The sequence below is a fragment of the Actinosynnema sp. NPDC050801 genome, assembly GCF_040673975.1.
Lineage (GTDB): Bacteria > Actinomycetota > Actinomycetes > Mycobacteriales > Pseudonocardiaceae > Actinosynnema.
In genome coordinates this window covers 180,086-196,979 of the sequence record NZ_JBFAQZ010000007.1, presented here as the reverse complement: position 1 = coordinate 196,979, position 16,894 = coordinate 180,086, and the positions used below count along the sequence as shown (strand labels likewise).

Below are 16,894 nucleotides of genomic sequence, written 5' to 3'. Positions count from 1 at the left end.
TCGATCCTCCGCAAGGACCTTCGCTGTGTCACGAGTGGACGGTGAGCGAGCATGCGGACGGTGGTGGCTTCAGGATCCCTCGACCCGCCCGGACTCCAACGCGGCCACCACCCGCAGCCGCAGCACCTCGCGCTCCGCAGGGACAACCGGTGCGCATCCTCGACCTCGATCCCGGATGATCAACTTACACGAAGGCGATCACTTTCGACTCAATGACTTCACCTCGCCGAAGTCGGCATACGAGTCGAATCTCGCCTCAAGCAACAAGTTATCGTCGTTGAACTTCGCCCGCGAAACTTGCGTGTTCATGTCATCAGCCCACTCAAGCCGCACCAACAGACACATGATGGTCCATATGGGTGATCATCTCCTGTTAGTGTATCTACTGGCGCCTCAGCACGTCTCATCGACATGGGTAGCATCTCACACCCAACCCGATCAGCGACGCGGCTAGCGAGGTACTAGTGACAGACCCGGTGCAGAGCACGAACGATTCGGCGCGGATGGAGAAGGAAAAGGAACGTCGCGATCAAGCGAGGCTGGTAGCAGAAAAACAGATCTCCATCCGTGAGTTCAAGGTTGCACAACGACTTCGCTACATCTGGCTCGCGTCCAGCATCGCCGTCGCTGCGCTACTTGGATGGGCGACGTTGGTCGGCCTCTGGCGGTCCTACCCCATGCCCTTCAGCTACATCGGACTCTTCATAGGTCTCGCCTCTACCAGCGCCGCAGTGTGGTTGATCCTCAGAAGTCGGCCTGATCTCGGCCAGATGGAACATGAACTCGGCGTCGAGGAGACCAAATACCTTCACCTGGTGGCAGAGGCTGAAATCGATGCCAAGGGTGCGCTGCGTGTCTACCGGGCTGGCTCACGAACCGACATCGAGGAATACCGCAGGCTAGCCGCAGGCAACCGGCGGGTACACAACCTTTTTCAGTGGATCATCATCGTCGGCTCCATTGCGGTTACGAGTATCACCAGTGCCAGCATCGAAGACAAGTGGTATAGCTGGATCGGCGTAGTTACCGCTGCGCTGGTCAGCGTGTCAGCTGGCCTCACTGGCTACTTCAAGTACCGCGAACGCAGCTTCAACCAGCAGCAAACTGCCGACGCCATCGAAAAGGAGTACAGGGCTGTCGAGCTGACGATCGGTGACTACGACACCGATGAAACGACGGCACTCAAGGCGTTTGCCAAGAAGGTTGAAGATCTCAAGGAGGAGCAGCGTAAGCGCGAGCTCCAACTCGAACAAAGTTCTGCGCCCACGGATCACGGCTCGAAATAATGGCGCGTCTCGGAGGGTTGACCCCTTAATCGACCCTTGGGCTGATCGGCGAGGCTGATCCCACATGTTGAATGCGGGAGGTGGTCATGGCTCGTCGTCCGAGCGTTCGTGAGCTGTTATCGATGGAGGAGGACCGAAGCTCCAGCGGATCACCAGGACCGCGAAGGGTCCGGTGCGGCTGCACCGAGCGATCGTGGTCCTGATATCCGCCCAAGGGCAGGCGGTCCCGACATCACATCGTTGATGCAGGTCAGCGCCGACTACGTGCGTGATGTGATCCACGCGTTCAACGAACGGGGTTCGCGGCACTGGACCCAAAATGGAGCGGGGGACGCCCGCGGGTGATCGGTGAGGTGGTCCGGCAACAGATCTGCCTGATCGCCCGGACGTTCCCCGTCTCCTGGGGCATCACGGCGTTCTCGGCCTGGTCGCTGTCCAAGCTGCGGGACCACCTGCTCGACCGAGGCACCGTCGCGGCGATCACCCGGGAGACCCTGCGTCGTATTCTGCACGCCAGCGGCGTGTCCTGGCAGATCACCTCGACCTGGAAAACCTCCACCGACCCCGACTAGCAGTTACCTCACAACGCAATGACTCCGGCTCCCGGGCAGCTTCCGGTAGCAAGATCGACTCCCTCGGTTACCCCCGAATAACGACAGCAATGGACGACGTCGTTCGATCCACAGTGGTGGTTCGCGTTTGAAAATATTGCAGGTAGTGGTAGGCGCTGGAAGGTGTCGACAGAGGACGAGGCGACAAGATCCACAACCTTCGGGTTCAGGGTTCGAGTCCCTGGCGGCCCACCGAGGTTGTCACGCCATGCACGCCGACCAGCGCAATCAGCCGTGGTAATTCGTGGGTGGTCCGCGTGCGATTACAACCCGGGATTGTTCTCTGAGGTCTTTCGTGCGCGTTCGAACGGTGGCTCGGCGTCGGTGGGGTGGCCGGAGGCCGCCAGGGTCCGGGCCAGGTGGTTCAGGTCGGCGGCGACGTTCGGGTGTGACGGGCCGTAGACGGACTCGTGGATGGATAGCGCGCGTTCGAACAGGCGGGTTGCCGCGGTGGGATCGGGCGTGACGCTGCCCAGGTGGACGAGGCTGTTGGCGACTTCCGGGTGGTTGTTTCCGTAAGCGGCCTGGTAGATGGACAAGGCTCGGTGGTGCAGTGGGGTGGCGTCGGTGGGGTGGCCGGAGGCCGTCAGGGCGCGGCCCAGGTGGTTCAGGTCGGCGGCGACTTTGGGGTGTGACGGGCCGTAGAGGGTTTCGTGGACGGACAGGGCGCGTTCGTGCAGTGGTCGGGCCTCGTCCGGGCGGCCCAGATCGGTCAGCGCGGAGCCCAGTTGGGTCAGGTCGACGGCGACGTCGGGGTGGTTCGGGCCGTAGACGGCCTCGTCGATGGCCAACGCGCGCGCGAACAGCGGTCGGGCCTCGTCGGGACGGCCCAGGTCGGCGACCACCCGACCCAGGTTGACCAGGTCGGCGGCGATGTCGGGGTGGCTTGGACCGTAAACGGCCTCGTCGATGGCCAACGCACGTTCCAGCAACGCCCGCGCCTCGGTCGGACGCCCCAGGTCGGCCACCACCCGACCCAGGTTGACCAGGTCACCGGCGACGTAGGGGTGGTTCACGCCGTACGCGGCCTCGTCGATGGCCAACGCGCGCTCGAACAGGGCCCGGGCCTCGTCCGGACGCCCCAGGTCGGCCACCGCACGTCCCAGCAGCACCAGATCGGTGGCGACGTGGGGGTGGTCGGAGCCGTAGGCGGCCTGGTGCATGGTCAGCGCGCGTTCGAACAGCGGCTTGGCGTCGGCGGGTTGCCGAGGTCGGACACCACGCCACCGAGCCGGGCCAGTCCGGTGCCGACCTCGGGGTGATCCGGGCCGTAGGCGGCCTCGTACATCGACAGCGCGCGCTCGATCATGGGTTTCGCCGCGGCGCTGCGACCGAGGTCGGTCAGCACCCGCCCGAGGCTGGCCAAGGCGCTGGCGACCTCGGGGTGGTCACCGCCGTAGACGGCTTCGCAGATCGCCAACGCGCGTTCGAGCAGCGGTTCGGCTTCGGCCGGACGTCCCAGGCCCGCCAGCACCCGGCCCGATCCGATCAGGACACCGGCGACGTACGGGTGGTCGGCGCCGTACGCGCGCTCGTCGATGGCCAGGGCCCGCTCGTACAGCGGCTGCGCCTCGGCCGGACGCCCGAGGTCGGCCAACGCCCGCCCCAGGCCGACCAGCACGGTGGCGATCTCGGGGTCGTCCGGGCCGTAGGTGGCCTCGCAGATCTCCAACGCCCGTTCGTACAGCGGTTGGGCGTCGGCGGGCCGGCCCAGGTCCGCCAGCACCCGACCGAGGCTGCCCAGCGCGGCGGCGACGTACGGGCCGGAACCGTAGGCGGCCTCGTAGATGGACAACGCGCTCTCCAGCAGTGGCTTGGCCTCGGCGGGACGCCCGAGTTCGGCCAGCACGGTGCCGAGGCCGGCCAGGCTGGTGGCGGCCTCCGGGTGGTCGGCGCCGTAAGCCTCCTCGTACAGGGACGACGCGCGCTCGTACAGCGGTCGGGCCTCGGCCGGGCGGCCGTGGGTCAGCAGGTAGCCGGCCGCGCGGTCCAGCAACCACCCGCTGTCCGACGTGATGTTGGCCCGGTCCACCCGGACGTCCTCGTGCACGGCCAGGACGTGGGGCAGCAGCGCCCGCCACCGCGGCCAGTTCTGCGGAGCGGAGAAGATCTCGCCCGGCAGGTCCGCGACGAGCAGCTTCTGCACCACCGCGGTCGGTGACCAGGGGTCCTCCGTTAGCGGTGCGGACGTGCGGTGGATGCGCAACGACTGCCGGAGCAGCCGGTGGGCGATGGTCACCTCGCCCGCGGTGCGCCGGACCAGGAACCACTCGACCAGCCTGCCGACGCTCGACGCGAACTTGACCGGATCACCCGCCACCCCGGCCAGCGGGGCGGGCAGCAGGTCGGCGTGGGCGGTGAACAGGTCCAGCGGGACCGGTTCGGGCGCCATCCACGCGAGCAGGTCCAGCAGCTGCACCGCCGCCACGTCCTGCCCGGACAGGGCGGCACCGCGATCGTCCGCTCCGCCCGCTGGACGCCCTCCTGCATCGTGGCGACCCAGTTGCTGCCCGGCACGATGTCCCACGCCTGGACCAGCACCCGGTGACCGGCCTCCTCCAACTCCCACGCGATCCACTCGGCCCACTGCCGATGTGTCCTGGGTGTAGGAGACGAAGAAGTCCCACCCGTCCGCCACGGACACCCCACTCCTCGAACGTGCACCCCGTCACATCGTGCCCCCACCGGGCCCGGTTGCCGCGCGAACCACGCCCCGGCGACTCGAACAGCGGAACAGACGCGGACCGCGGCGGCGCCCCGGCCGGGGTGTCACCCGCGACGACACCGGAACGGGTGATCGCACTGGCGGTCCTCGCGGGTGGCCGATAAGCAGGTGCCATGCACCTCGCTGTGGCACTCGCGCTCGCGGCCTCGTTCACCACCGTGTCCGGGGAGCTGACCGGCTACGACCCGCTGGTGCCCGCCGGAGCGCGGGCCGAGGTGGTGTCCGCGCCCGTCGGCGGCGGCACGGTCGTGCTGCTGCGGACCAGCGGCCTGCTGCCCAACCGCGACTACGGCGCGCACGCCCACGTGAACCCGTGCGGGCCGGCCCCGACCGACGCCGGACCGCACTACCAGCACGTCCAGGGCGGGGCGACGGACCCGGCGTTCGCCAACCCGCGCAACGAGATCTGGCTCGACTTCACCACCGACGCGCGGGGCCGCGGCGTGGCGTTCGCCCGGCTCGACTGGCGGTTCGGGGCGCGGCGGCCGGGTTCGGTCGTGCTGCACGCGGAGCACACGCACACCGGACTCGGTGAGGCGGGCACCGCGGGCGCCCGGCTCGGCTGCCTCACCGTGCCGTTCTGACCCGCGCGGGCACCGGGTCGCCCACCGGCCCCGCGTCGACCGCCCGACGCGCGTCGGCGTGGCCGGGTGCGGGTGATTCGGTGCTGTGACACCCACCACTGCCTGCGCTGGGCGACAATGGACGGCGATGTCCACCGCCCTGCACGCCACCAAGCCCCTCAAGATCGGCCGGTACCCGGTCGATCCCGCCGTCGTGCTCGCGCCGATGGCCGGCATCACGAACGTGGCCTTCCGGCAGCTCTGCCGCGAGTTCGGCAGCCCCACCTCGCTCTACGTCTGCGAGATGATCACCGCTCGCGCGATCGTCGAGCGCGACGCCAAGACCATGCAGATGATCACCTTCGGCGCGGACGAGAGCCTTCGCTCGATGCAGCTCTACGGCGTCGACCCGAAGTCGATGTCCGAAGCGACGAAGATCATCGTCGGCGAGGACCGGGCCGACCACGTCGACATGAACTTCGGCTGCCCGGTGCCCAAGGTGACGCGCAAGGGCGGCGGCGCGGCGCTGCCGTACAAGCGGCAGCTGTTCCGGCAGATCGTGCGGGCCGCGGTGCGCGCCGCCGAACCCGCCGGTGTGCCGGTGACGGTCAAGTTCCGCATCGGCATCGACGCCGACCACCTCACCTACCTCGACGCCGGGCGCATCGCCGAGGACGAGGGCGCGCAGGCGGTCGCCCTGCACGCGCGCACCGCCTCCCAGCGCTACTCCGGCCAGGCCGACTGGTCCGCCATCGCCCGGCTGAAGGAGGCCGTCACCGGCATCCCCGTGCTCGGCAACGGCGACATCTTCAGCGCGCAAGACGCCCTCGACATGGTCGCCCGGACCGGCTGCGACGGCGTCGTGGTCGGGCGCGGCTGCCTGGGCCGGCCGTGGCTGTTCGGCGAGCTGCAGGCGGCGTTCCGGGGCGAGCCGATCCCACCGGGGCCGCGGCTGGGCCGCGTCGCGGAGATCCTGCGCCGCCACGGCGCCCTGCTCGCGGACTTCCTCGGCGAGGACAAGGGCCTGCGCGACCTGCGCAAGCACATGGCCTGGTACCTGAAGGGCTTCCCGGTCGGCGCGGAGCTGCGGCGCGGTCTCGCGATGGTCTCCACGCTCGCCGAGCTGGACGACCTGGTCGGCAGGCTCGACCCGGAGCTGCCGTTCCCGGACAACGCCGACGAGCCGCGCGGCAGGCAGGGCTCGCCCGGCAAGGTGGTGCTGCCCGAGGGCTGGCTCGACGACCCGGAGGACGCCACCGTGCCGGTGGGCGCCGACGAGCTGCACTCGGGTGGCTGAGGTGGCGGGACGCGCCGTGGCGGCGCTGGCGTGCGCCCTCCTGCTGGCAGGCTGCGGGTCCACCACCACCGGCACCGCACGTCCCCTGCGGGTCACCGACGTGGAGCGCGAGCTGGTGACGGGGTACTTCGCCGACCTCAACGAGGCCGGCGGGCAGGGCACGTCGCAGCAGCACGACCTGCTCAACGACACCCAGCACCCGGACTTCCGCGACGCGGACTGCGAACTGCCCGCGGGCACCATCAAGGTGCAGCCGACCATGTCGACGCTGCGGCTGGACCCGGCGTGGGCGCCGCCCGGCGACGACGAGCACCCGCGCGGTGTCGTGCTGGTCGTCGCGGTCACGTTGACCGTCGTGCAGGAGGGCTCCGAGATCGGCAGCCAGATCGGCTCGCAGCACGTCGTCCTGCTCAACGGCAAGGCCTACGGCTTCGCTCCGTGCGTCAATTGAGGTGACGCCGAGCCGCGCGAACACGCACGGCAATCTTCACGGCACTTTGATCACCGAATGTCACCGGTTCGGAGCAGTGCACGGTCAACCAGTCGAGGGAAATCCCTCTATGACGCGTCCCGCCCGCTCAAGCGTCGCCTCGTATCAGACGACACCTTGGCAAGTAGGGAGGTGAGCGCGATGACCGCACTGCGACCCGAAGTCGCCGAGCCCGACGTCGACGGCCGGCCCGGAGGTGGCATGCCCACGTCCGAGAGCGAGGGCACCGGTCTGGTGCAGCTGCACGAGTCCATCGCCGCGCTGCTCGCCTCCCGGGGCCAGTGGCGGCAGGCCTACCAGCACCTGCGGTCCGCGTTCGACCTGGTCTACGCCGACCAGGACGACCAGCCGCAGGTGCCGGAGCAGCTGCGCCGGGAGGTCGACCGGCTGCGGCGCGAGCACGCCGAGGCGCGCGAGCAGAGCCTGCGGGACAGCCTCACCGACAGCTACAACCGCAGGTACCTGGACGAGCGACTGCTCGACATGGTCGCCGAGCGCGGCTCCACCACCTCCGGCCTCGCCATCGCGTTGATCGACCTGGACTGGTTCAAGCAGGTGAACGACACGTACGGGCACCTCTTGGGTGACCGGGTGTTGCAGCGCGTGGTCGAGCTGCTGCAGGAGGAGCTGCCGGAGGGCGCGTTCTGCGCCCGGTACGGCGGCGAGGAGTTCGTCCTCGTGCTGCCCGGCGTCGAGCCGTCGCCGGCCGTGGAGATCGCCGAGTCGGCCCGGATGCGTGTCGAGCGTCACGCTTGGGCTTCGCTCGCGCCCGGGTTGCGGGTGACCGTCAGCATCGGACTTGCCTATGAGCCCCCGACGGCGGATTCGCCGACGCGTCCGCCGGCCGTTCCCGAGCAGCAGCTCCTGCGGGCGGACAGCCTCCTGTACACGGCCAAGCAGTCAGGACGCAACGCCGTCGCCTACCGGGAGAACGGTCGCGTCCGCCTCGCGGGTGCCGCTTCCGGGCGACGCGGTATAGCCGAATCGCGGGTCACCGGTTACTGACACCGAACGGCAACTCACCCTTTCGGACGTAGTCTGCTGCGCGTAACCGAGTACTGCCGACCCCTGTATCACCGGGAGTGGTCGTCAGGACTGGCCGTCATCCGTAGTATCGCCAAGGCAAGTGACACGCCGTTGGTGCAACCAATGTGTCCTTGCTGTCGTCAACTCGTGATGACGACCGACTAATGACCGAAGCTGAAGGGAGACCGGGTGCCCGACGAGCCCCGCCGTGGCGGCCCCGGACCCGGAGGTGACGAGGTCCCGCAGGAAGACCAGCCGACCGGCCGTCGCCGCAGGTCGCTGGACGCCGGCGGGCTGAGCGTGTCCGACCTGCTGGAGCAGCACAGCCGCACGAACATCCCGCGCCCGGTCCCACCGGGTCCGTCGGACACCGGCAGGCGAGCCGCGCCCGAGCCCGAGCCGCCCCGCAGACCCGCCCCGCCCCCGAACGGCAGGCACGCCCCCGAGGGCACCGGCCGCCGTGCCGCACCGGAGCCGCCGCGCAGGCAGGCCCCACCGCCGGACTACGCGCCACCAGCGCCCGAGGACACCGGCACCCGGCCGAGGCCGACGAACGGCGCACCGCCGGTCGCCGGTCGCCGGTCCGCCCCACCGCCGCCCCCGCCGGCCAACGACTTCTTCGCCCCGACGGGCGAGGGCACCGGCACCCGGACGCCGCGGCCCACGCCGGAGGACACCGGCACCCGCAGCCGTCCCGAAGAGCCCGGCCCGGCACGCAGCGGGCGCCCGGTGAACGGTTACGCCGGCCGACCCGAGGACGTCGACCCGAGGCGTCCCGCGCCCGCCGCACCGCGCCCGGTGCCTCCCGGCGAGGCGGGCGGGGAGCCGAGCAGGCGCTTCCCGGCCAACGGCCGACCCGTACCGCCCGACGCCCGGCCCCGCCCCGAAGGCGGCCGGCGGCGGCCCGAAGACCCGGACGGCCCGCGCGTCCCGCAGGACCCGGCCGCGCCGCCCCGGCGCCTCGCCGAGAACACCGGCCGACGTCCGCACCCCGACCTCCCCGGCACGCCGCCGGGTCGACGGCTCCCCGAGGGCAGCGGGCCGCGTCAGCGACCCGAAGACCTGGCCCCAGACACACCCCGGCGCCTCGCCGAGGGCAGTGGACCGCGGCCGCGCCCCGAAGACCTCGCCCCCGGCGCACCCCGCCGTGCCGCGCACCCCGAAGACCTCGCCCCCGGCACGTCCCGGCGGACGGCGGACGGCGGGCGTCCCGAAGACCTCGCGCCCGACGCGCCACGGCGTGCGGCGGACGGCACCGGACCGCGTCAGCGACCTGAAGACCCCGCGCCCGGCGCTCCCCGCCGTGCGGCGCACCCCGAAGAGCTCGCGCCCGACCAGGGTCGGCGTCCGGTGGACGGCAGCGGACCGCGCCGGCCGGACGAGGTCGGCCGCCGGGTCGCCGAAGGTGCGGCGGCCGAAGGCATCGGTCGACGGTTGGCCGAGGGACCGCGGCCCGGTGAGAACACCGGCCGGCGCCCCCGCCCGGGAGCCCCGACCGACGGCCCCCGTCGCCTCGCCGGCGGCACCGGACCGCAGCAGCGCCCGAACGCCCCGGTCGGCGACGGCCCTCGCCGCCTCGCGGACGGCAGCGGGCCGCACGACCTGACCGGCGCACCCCGACCTGCCCGGCGCCCGCGTCCCGAAGACCTGCCCGTGGACCCGCGCCGCCCGGTGGACGCCCCGCGCCCCGGCCTGCCCGGCGAAGACCCGACCGGCCGCCGTCCCGAGGGCGGTGGCCCCCGCAGGCTCGCCGACGGTCCTCCCGTCGCACCGATCGACGGCAGCGGCCCGCGCCGACTCGCCGACGGCCCACCCGCACCCGTCGACGGCGGTGGTCCCCGCAGGCTCGCCGACGGCCCACCCCTCGCACCGAACGAGGGCGGCGGTCCTCGTCGCCTCGCGGACGGTCCTCCCGTCGCACCGATCGAGGGCGGCCCCCGTCGGCCGGCCGACGGCCCGCCCACCCCGGTGGACGGCAGCGGCCCGCGACCGGTCGGGGACGTCGTGCCCGGCCGTCGGTTCGCCGAGGACGCCGCACCGGACCAGGCGCCCGCCATCGCCGACCGCCTCGCCAGCGCGGCCCCCGAACGGCGGGAGGCGGTCGACCCGGCCAGCCTCACCACCGAGATGGAGGCCATCAGCGACGACGTCAAGAAGCGTCGCGAGGTCGACCACACCCTGGCCCGCTTCTCCGCCGTGCACGACGAGCTGGCCGAGCAGGAACGCCTGCGCAAGGAACGCCGCCAGAAGCTCATGCCGTGGAAGGCCGACCACGACGAGGACGCCACCGAGTACGCGTCACCGGTCGACGACCCGGACGAGGAGGGCCCGCGCCGCCGCGGTCGCACGGCCAAGCACAGCAAGATCGTGCGCACGATCAAGGTCGTCGCGCTGACCGCCGCCGTGCTGGTGTTCGTGTCCACCGGCCTCGGCTGGGGCGCGATGTTCTACATCGACAGCAAGATCACCGAGATCGACGCGCTGAACACCAACTCCGCCGCGGTGCACGAGGCGGAGAAGCAGCTCGGCGACGAGAACTTCCTCATCGTCGGCTCGGACAGCCGCGCGGGCGCGAAGCCGCAGGACGGCGTCGGCGACGCGAACGCCGAGCCGGGCGCGCGCTCGGACGTGTTGATGCTCGCGCACATCCCGGCCGACCGGAAGCGCATGGTCGTCGTCTCCGTGCCGCGCGACCTGCTCATCACCCGGCCGCAGTGCGAGGAGTGGGACCCCTCCACCGGCCAGTACACGGGCAACCAGCTCGACGCCGCGGAGGACGTGAAGGCCAACGAGCCGTACGCGGTCGGCGGTCCCAAGTGCGTCAGCAAGTTCATGACCGAGCTGACCGGCCTGGAGATCAACCACTTCATCAGCGTCGACTTCAACGGCTTCAAGGGCATGGTCGACGCCATCGGCACCGTCCCGGTGTGCGTGTCGAAGCCGATGAAGGACGACGAGCTCGGCGTGATCTTCGACCAGCCCGGTCGGTTCGAGATCGACGGCACCAAGGCGCTGGACTACGTGCGCGCCCGCAAGGTCGCCGGCGAGGAGAAGACCGACTTCGACCGCGTCAACCGGCAGCAGCAGTTCCTGTCCTCGTTGCTGCGCAAGGCGTTGTCGTCGGAGATCCTGCTGAACCCGGGCAAGCTCAACGGGTTCCTCAACGCGTTCGCCGCGTCGACCGTCGGCCAGAACATCGGCGTGAACGACATGCTGACGCTGGCGCAGTCGCTGCAGAGCCTCGAAGCGGGCCGCGTCACCTTCGTCACCATCCCGCACGAGCGGTCCGAAGGCGCGACGCTGGCCCACGACGACAACCTTGAGTTGTTGAAGGAAGCCGAGACCCAGGCGTTGTTCCAGGCGATCATCGACGGCACGCCGCTGCCGGAGGAGACCCCGGTCGACCCCGCGAAGGACCAGGCCCAGGGCCAGACGCAGGCCTCCGCGCCGCCGGCCCAGCCCAAGCAGGGCAAGGTCGTCGACCACAAGGGACTGAAGGTCCAGGTGCGCAACGGCGACCCGGACAACCCGGGGGCGGCCAACCGGGCGAGGACGGCGTTGCGGGAGCTCGGCTACGACGTGGTCATCCACGGTGACGCGGCGGCGACCGACAAGACCGTCATCAAGTACGGCATCGGCGGGGAGGACGCGGCGGCGACGCTGCTCTCCTCGGTGCCCGCCGCGACGTTGCAGTTCCAGGCCAACATGGGCGGCGCGGTGCAGCTGCTGATCGGGCCCGGCTGGGACGAGGAAGTCCGCGCGCCGCAGGCGCCGGGCACCGAACCGGGCAAGGCGACGCCGCCGGTGGACCTCACCGTGGTGAACGCGGGGAAGGACCCGTGCGCCTAGGCCGACTGGACGTTTCGGGTTCACCGCCGGTTCACCGGGGCGGGTCGCTACCGCGATGACGCCGCCGTAGGCTGACGGCCATGCGTGAGGCCTACCACGACCAGCTCGGACAACTCGCCGACCAGCTCGCCGACATGTGCGGGATGGCCGGTGATGCGATGGAGCGTGCGACCGCGTCCCTGCTCGGGGCGGACCTCGCCCTCGCCGAGCAGGTGATCGGCGACGACACCAAGATCGACGAGGTGCGGGCCGACATCGAGGAGCAGGCGTACGCGCTGCTGGCGTTGCAGGCGCCCGTCGCGACCGACCTGCGCATCGTGCTCGCGGTGATCCACGCGGCGGAGAGCGTCGAGCGGATGGGCGACCTGGCGCTGCACGTGGCCAAGGCCGCGCGGCGCAGGCACCCGAACCAGGTGCTGCCCGACACGGTCCGGCCCTACTTCGCCGAGATGGGCCGCATCGCGGTCGAGCTGGCGCGTGAGGCGACCGACATCATCCGCACCCAGGACGTGGCGCGGGCGCGGTCGCTGGAGGACGCCGACGACGCGATGGACGACCTGCACCGCCACCTGTTCACGGTGATCATGGACAAGGACTGGGAGCACGGCGTGCCGTCCGCGGTGGACACCACGCTGCTCGGCCGGTTCTACGAGCGCTTCGCCGACCACGCCGTGTCGGTGGCCAAGCGCACCGTCTTCGTGGTCACGGGCCGGATGCCCGGGTACCACGGCGACGCCGGCTCCTGATCGTCAGTTCAGCAGGCCGTTCAGCTCCTGCGCGAGCTGGGCGGCGATGCGCGAGTTGTCGGCGGGGGCGTGGGTGAGCCACTTCTGGCCGTCCTGCCCCTGCCGCGTCTGCGACATGTAGCGACCCTGGTCGTTGTCGAACCACGCGACCTGCGGCGCGCGCTGCTCCCGGCCGTGCCTGCCGCGCACCGTGACGCCGAACTGGCCGGCGCGCAGCCGGGGGCGCTCGAACACCGCTTCCAACGCGCGGACCTGGGCGGACGCGGTCGAGCGCGGTGCCATGGCCTGGGTGAACGTGGCGTTGCCGAAGTCGTCGTCGCGGCGCGGCGCCGGCGGCGGTGCGGACGTGGGCATCGGCACCGTGATCGACTGGCCGGGGCCGGGTCGGGCCGGCGGGACGAGGTCGACGACCGTGCGCAGCAACGCGGGCGCCCGCATCAGGTCGACCTTGATCTGCCGGTCGTCCATCACCGCGAGCGCCGCCTTCTCACCGGCCGCGCAGCCGCGCGCCAGCAGTTGGCGTTCCACGTTGCGCGCGTCGAGCGAGGCGACCGCGTTGAGGCAGTAGTCGAAGCGGATCAGCAGGGTGAGCGCTTCCTCCACCTCGGGCGCGACCCGGCCCCGCTGGGCCAGGCCGCGTGACTCCAGGTCGCGGTACACGGCGTTGCGGATGCCGCGCCGCTCGTCGATCGTCTGCCCGAGGTAGGGGAATTCGAACGGGTAGGGACGGCTGCCGAGCTTCAGGTCTTCCCAGAGCATGTCGGCCGCCGCGTGGGACAGGGCGAACGAGAACACGCTCACCCGCCGATGACCGGCGGAGCGACCATGGTGCCGTCACCGAAAACGTCCTCGGTCTCCACCAGGTAGGACGCGGCCTTGTGCTCCTTGTCCTCGTCTCCCTGGCCGCGTGCGCCACCGGCACCCGCGCCCATGCCCGCACCCATGGCGCCGGGACCACCGCGGCCCGCCGCACCGGCGCCACCGGGGCCGCCGCTGCCACCGGGACCGAAGCCGCCCGCGCCGGACCGACCGGCCTCGCCGAGCGTGCCCGCGCTGCCGCCGGGGCCGAAGCCGCCGCCCATGCCACCGCGACCGGCCGCGGCCAAGCCACCGGGACCACCACCGCCACCGGGACCGCGTCCCATGCCGCCACCGCCGGGACCACCGCCGGGACCGCCGCCGGGGCCGAGGCCTCGGCCACCGGGGCCCGTGGGCAGGTTGGGACGTCCGCCGGGCGGGAGGTTCGGCCGGTTGTTCGGGCCACCGGGCGGGAAGTAGCCGGGCGGGTAGGGACCGCCGCCACCGCCGCCGGGCAGGTTGGTGTTGCCGCCGCCACCGGGGCCGGGCAGGGTCGTGCTGCCACCGCCGCCGGGACCGGGGCCGTTCAAGCCGGACTGGTTGGTGTTGCCACCACCGCTGCCACTGCCGGTGCCGCCGCCACCGGGCATGCCGAAGTCGCCCATCCCGCTGCCGCTGCCGGTGCCCGTACCCGTGCCGCTGGGCATGGTCTGGCGGCCGCCGATCTCGCCCGTGCCGGGCTGACCGGGATCACCACCGCCGCCCGTGCCGGCCATGGGCGGGGGCGCGGAGAAGGCGGGCATGGTCGAGCCGGACTCCTGGAAGTCCTGCGACATGGTCGTCATGACCTCGGCGGCCCGCTCGTGGGCCTGCTGCTTCTCCTCGAACTTCTGCTCGATCTGGTCGATCGTCTCGGCCCACTTGAACGGGTTGGGCTCGGAGAAGAACATCTTGTAGGCGTCGGCGGTGCTGAAGTCGACCGGCTCGGGCATCGCGTTCTTCGCCTGCTCGGCCGCCTGGCTCTGCGTGTAGAGCTTGTTGCCGGTGAGCTGGGCACCCTGCGCCGCGTTGCCGGACCAGGCGGCGACGTTGGTGAAGTACCCCTGCGCCGACTCCGCCGCCGCGCCCTGCCACGCGCCCTTGCTGGCGGCGGTCGCGCTGGTCAGGTTGCTCTGCAGCTCGGCCAGCGTGTTGCCGATCTTCGTCCAGGCCTCGCCCTGCTCGTTGGCGGTGCTGGGGGCCATGTTCGTGGTGACCATGTCCTTGAGGGCCTTGTGGTCGTAGCCCAGGTAGTGCGAGCCCGCGGGCGTCAGCGGCGGTCGGTAGTTCTCCACCACCTGTTCGAGCTGCTGCTCCTGCGTGGACTGGTACTGCGCCGACTGCTGCTTGTAGCGCACGTAGTCGTCCAGCGTCGTGATGGCGCCGAAGATCCCGGGGTTGGCGGCCCGCTCACGCTCGTACTCGGCGCGCAGCTGCTCCTCGGTCTGCCCCGCGTAGGTGACCTGGGAAGCCTGGCTGTTGCTCTGCGGCGGCAGCGGGTTGGACGGCGGTCCGTACGGCGGCTGCGAGTTCGGCGGCGTCACGACGTTCTCCCCCTCGGGTTACTTCGGCAGCTTAGGTTCGACGGCGGTGGCGACCTTGGTGGCGGCTTCGCAGGCCTCGTCCAACGAGGCGTTCGTGGAAGACGTGATGTCGACCCTCGACTTGGCGGTCACTTCAACGGTGACCATGCACGAAGACGTCGTCGTCGGAGTCTTGACCAGCCTGGCCTTGTGCGAGCCCACCGGGATGTCGGTCGCCTCCCCGCCGACTGCCTCGCCGATGGAGAGCTGGGGCTGCTTCACCAGCGAGATCGACGCGGTCGACGAGTACTCGGCCAGGCACTCGCGATCACTCGTCTCCTCGATCTCCGTGAGGTTCAGCTGAGTAGCCATCGACTCCAGAACGGCACAAGGGTCGAAGTCGGCCAACACATCACCGGCATTGGACGTTTTTGTGCTGGTGGTGGTCCTCGAGGCCTGCTCGGTCGTCGTGGCCCCGGTGGTTCCCGGCGTGGCCGTTCCACCGGTCGTACAGCCCGCGGCAACCGCGCCCAGCACCGCCATGGACAGAACGACGCGAGCCGACAATCCCTTGATCAACTGTCTCCACCCTCAGTAGCGCTTGTAGGTGCTCGCGTTCGAGTCGTCCACCTGACGGTAGTTCTCGATCGCCTTCTGCAACGCCGCACGCGCCTCTTCCAGCGCGGACTTAAGCTGTTCGATCGCCGGGACGATTCCGGTGGTGCCGGCTCCGCCTTCGACGCTCTCCTGGTTATAGCGGGCCATGGCGGTACCGTCAGGACTGGACCCGAGTTTGGTTTCCTGGCGAAGCTTGTTCATCTGGAGGTCCATGCGCCGCAGGTCCTGCTGGGCGGAGTCGATCGCCTTCAGGTACGCCTGCGCACCTTCCTCGCTGATGGCGAACGAGCCCGACTCGGCGGCCTGCTTCAAGCCGACCATGTTGGCCGTCATCGCCTGCATGGACTGTGCGCTCCACGCACCTTCCGCCGCCACGGTTACCCCCTGCGAGTCTGCCGATCCCAACGGTCACGGTACCCCCGAACGGAGGACCATGTCTCCGTTTTGACGGCAGCGGCGGGCGGTCGGTTCCACCTTCACCCGAACGCGCCGAAGCCCTCCCACCAGCGGTGGGAGGGCTTCCGGCACGAACTGCCCGGTCAGCCGAAACGGCCGGAGATGTAGTCCTCCGTCGCCTTCTGGCTCGGGTTGGAGAAGATCTTCTCCGTGTCGTCCACCTCGATCAGCCGACCCGGCTGACCGACACCCAGCAGGTTGAAGAACGCGGTCTGGTCGCTGACCCGCGCGGCCTGCTGCATGTTGTGGGTCACGATGACGATCGTGTACTCCTTCTTCAACTCCGTGATCAGGTCCTCGATCGCCAGGGTCGAGATGGGGTCCAGCGCCGAGCACGGCTCGTCCATCAGCAGCACGTCCGGCTGCACGGCGATCGCCCGCGCGATGCACAACCGCTGCTGCTGACCACCGGACAGGCCGCCGCCGGGCCGTTCGAGGCGGTCCTTGACCTCGTTCCACAGGTTCGCCCCGCGCAACGACCGCTCGGCCACCTCGTCCAGCTTCTTCTTGTTCCGCTCGCCCGCGAGCTTCAGCCCCGCCACCACGTTGTCCCGGATCGACATCGTCGGGAACGGGTTGGGGCGCTGGAACACCATGCCGATGGTCCGGCGCACCTGCACCGGGTCGACGGAGGAGGCGTAGATGTCCTCGCCGTCGAGCAGCACGGTGCCCTCCACCCGGGCACCGGGCGCCACCTCGTGCATGCGGTTCAACGACCGCAGCACGGTGGACTTCCCGCAACCGGACGGGCCGATGAACGCCGTCACGTTCTTCGGCGGCACGGCGAGCGAGACACCGTCCACGGCGTGGAACTTGCCGTAGTACAGGTTCAGGTCTTTCACGTCGATGCGCTTGGCCATGACCGCC

Annotated in this window: 15 protein-coding genes and 1 pseudogene; 8 read left to right on the top strand and 8 right to left on the bottom strand. The window is 70.7% G+C overall.

Annotation, left to right across the window (positions count from 1 at the left end):
- The first annotated feature begins 464 nt into the window (after window positions 1-464).
- Together AB0K14_RS18175 and AB0K14_RS18170 are read left to right on the top strand one after the other, a co-directional pair.
- Window positions 465-1,286: a DUF4231 domain-containing protein gene (locus AB0K14_RS18175; RefSeq protein ID WP_360462114.1), complete on the top strand. Its 822-nt coding sequence runs from the start codon at window positions 465-467 to the stop codon at window positions 1,284-1,286.
- Window positions 1,287-1,627: 341 nt separating this feature from the next.
- Entirely contained in the window at window positions 1,628-1,858 is a 231-nt protein-coding gene (locus AB0K14_RS18170) for a hypothetical protein (protein WP_360462111.1), read from the top strand.
- 302 nt (window positions 1,859-2,160) lie between these two features.
- On the opposite strand, the gene AB0K14_RS18165 is transcribed toward AB0K14_RS18170, so the two are convergent.
- The 3 genes and pseudogenes from AB0K14_RS18165 to AB0K14_RS18155 all read right to left on the bottom strand — a co-directional run.
- A complete protein-coding gene (locus tag AB0K14_RS18165) occupies window positions 2,161-3,066 on the bottom strand; it encodes a tetratricopeptide repeat protein (RefSeq protein WP_360462173.1) in 906 nt (301 codons plus the stop codon).
- Window positions 3,063-4,316: a tetratricopeptide repeat-containing protein gene (locus AB0K14_RS18160; protein WP_360462109.1), complete on the bottom strand. Its 1,254-nt coding sequence runs from the start codon at window positions 4,314-4,316 to the stop codon at window positions 3,063-3,065. The genes AB0K14_RS18165 and AB0K14_RS18160 overlap by 4 nt, the downstream gene beginning before the upstream one ends.
- Before the next feature lie 41 nt (window positions 4,317-4,357).
- Window positions 4,358-4,546: pseudogene (locus AB0K14_RS18155) on the bottom strand (toll/interleukin-1 receptor domain-containing protein); the annotation flags it as partial.
- A gap of 189 nt (window positions 4,547-4,735) precedes the next feature.
- Between AB0K14_RS18155 and AB0K14_RS18150 the strand changes: the two are divergent.
- The 6 genes from AB0K14_RS18150 (at window position 4,736) to phoU (ending at window position 12,593) form a co-directional block, all read left to right on the top strand.
- Complete coding sequence (locus tag AB0K14_RS18150) at window positions 4,736-5,206, top strand: superoxide dismutase (RefSeq protein ID WP_360462106.1); 471 nt, start codon at window positions 4,736-4,738, stop codon at window positions 5,204-5,206.
- A gap of 127 nt (window positions 5,207-5,333) precedes the next feature.
- Window positions 5,334-6,482 carry a tRNA dihydrouridine synthase DusB gene (gene dusB, locus AB0K14_RS18145; protein WP_360462104.1) on the top strand — a complete coding sequence of 383 codons (1,149 nt, stop codon included), beginning with the start codon at window positions 5,334-5,336 and terminating at the stop codon, window positions 6,480-6,482.
- Complete coding sequence (locus AB0K14_RS18140; RefSeq protein ID WP_360462101.1) at window positions 6,475-6,933, top strand: hypothetical protein; 459 nt, start codon at window positions 6,475-6,477, stop codon at window positions 6,931-6,933. Before dusB ends, AB0K14_RS18140 begins: the two co-directional genes overlap by 8 nt.
- A 180-nt stretch (window positions 6,934-7,113) precedes the next feature.
- Window positions 7,114-7,977, top strand: a complete 864-nt coding sequence (locus tag AB0K14_RS18135) for a GGDEF domain-containing protein (RefSeq protein ID WP_360462098.1) — start codon at window positions 7,114-7,116, stop codon at window positions 7,975-7,977.
- A 210-nt stretch (window positions 7,978-8,187) separates the two neighbouring features.
- Window positions 8,188-11,847 (top strand): LCP family protein, encoded by a 3,660-nt coding sequence (locus AB0K14_RS18130; protein WP_360462095.1) that lies wholly within the window; start codon window positions 8,188-8,190, stop codon window positions 11,845-11,847.
- An 80-nt stretch (window positions 11,848-11,927) separates the two neighbouring features.
- Complete coding sequence (gene phoU, locus AB0K14_RS18125; RefSeq protein ID WP_360462092.1) at window positions 11,928-12,593, top strand: phosphate signaling complex protein PhoU; 666 nt, start codon at window positions 11,928-11,930, stop codon at window positions 12,591-12,593.
- 3 nt (window positions 12,594-12,596) lie between these two features.
- Here phoU and AB0K14_RS18120 read toward each other — a convergent pair whose 3' ends face one another.
- The 5 genes from AB0K14_RS18120 to pstB form a co-directional block, all read right to left on the bottom strand.
- A complete protein-coding gene (locus AB0K14_RS18120; RefSeq protein ID WP_360462089.1) occupies window positions 12,597-13,394 on the bottom strand; it encodes an ESX secretion-associated protein EspG in 798 nt (265 codons plus the stop codon).
- Window positions 13,391-14,974 carry a hypothetical protein gene (locus AB0K14_RS18115; RefSeq protein WP_360462086.1) on the bottom strand — a complete coding sequence of 528 codons (1,584 nt, stop codon included), beginning with the start codon at window positions 14,972-14,974 and terminating at the stop codon, window positions 13,391-13,393. The genes AB0K14_RS18120 and AB0K14_RS18115 overlap by 4 nt, the downstream gene beginning before the upstream one ends.
- 18 nt (window positions 14,975-14,992) lie before the next feature.
- A complete protein-coding gene (locus AB0K14_RS18110) occupies window positions 14,993-15,532 on the bottom strand; it encodes a DUF3558 family protein (protein WP_360462083.1) in 540 nt (179 codons plus the stop codon).
- 12 nt (window positions 15,533-15,544) lie between these two features.
- Window positions 15,545-15,946 carry a hypothetical protein gene (locus tag AB0K14_RS18105; RefSeq protein WP_360462080.1) on the bottom strand — a complete coding sequence of 134 codons (402 nt, stop codon included), beginning with the start codon at window positions 15,944-15,946 and terminating at the stop codon, window positions 15,545-15,547.
- Window positions 15,947-16,110: 164 nt separating this feature from the next.
- Window positions 16,111-16,887: a phosphate ABC transporter ATP-binding protein PstB gene (gene pstB, locus AB0K14_RS18100; protein ID WP_360462077.1), complete on the bottom strand. Its 777-nt coding sequence runs from the start codon at window positions 16,885-16,887 to the stop codon at window positions 16,111-16,113.
- Window positions 16,888-16,894: the final 7 nt, after the last annotated feature.

Coding starts and splice junctions, on each gene's coding strand:
- AB0K14_RS18135 (WP_360462098.1), top strand. CDS start 7,114: ATGACCGCACTGCGACCCGAAGTCGCCGAGCCCGACGTCGACGGCCGG.
- phoU (WP_360462092.1), top strand. CDS start 11,928: ATGCGTGAGGCCTACCACGACCAGCTCGGACAACTCGCCGACCAGCTC.
- pstB (WP_360462077.1), bottom strand. CDS start 16,887: ATGGCCAAGCGCATCGACGTGAAAGACCTGAACCTGTACTACGGCAAG.
- dusB (WP_360462104.1), top strand. CDS start 5,334: ATGTCCACCGCCCTGCACGCCACCAAGCCCCTCAAGATCGGCCGGTAC.
- AB0K14_RS18150 (WP_360462106.1), top strand. CDS start 4,736: ATGCACCTCGCTGTGGCACTCGCGCTCGCGGCCTCGTTCACCACCGTG.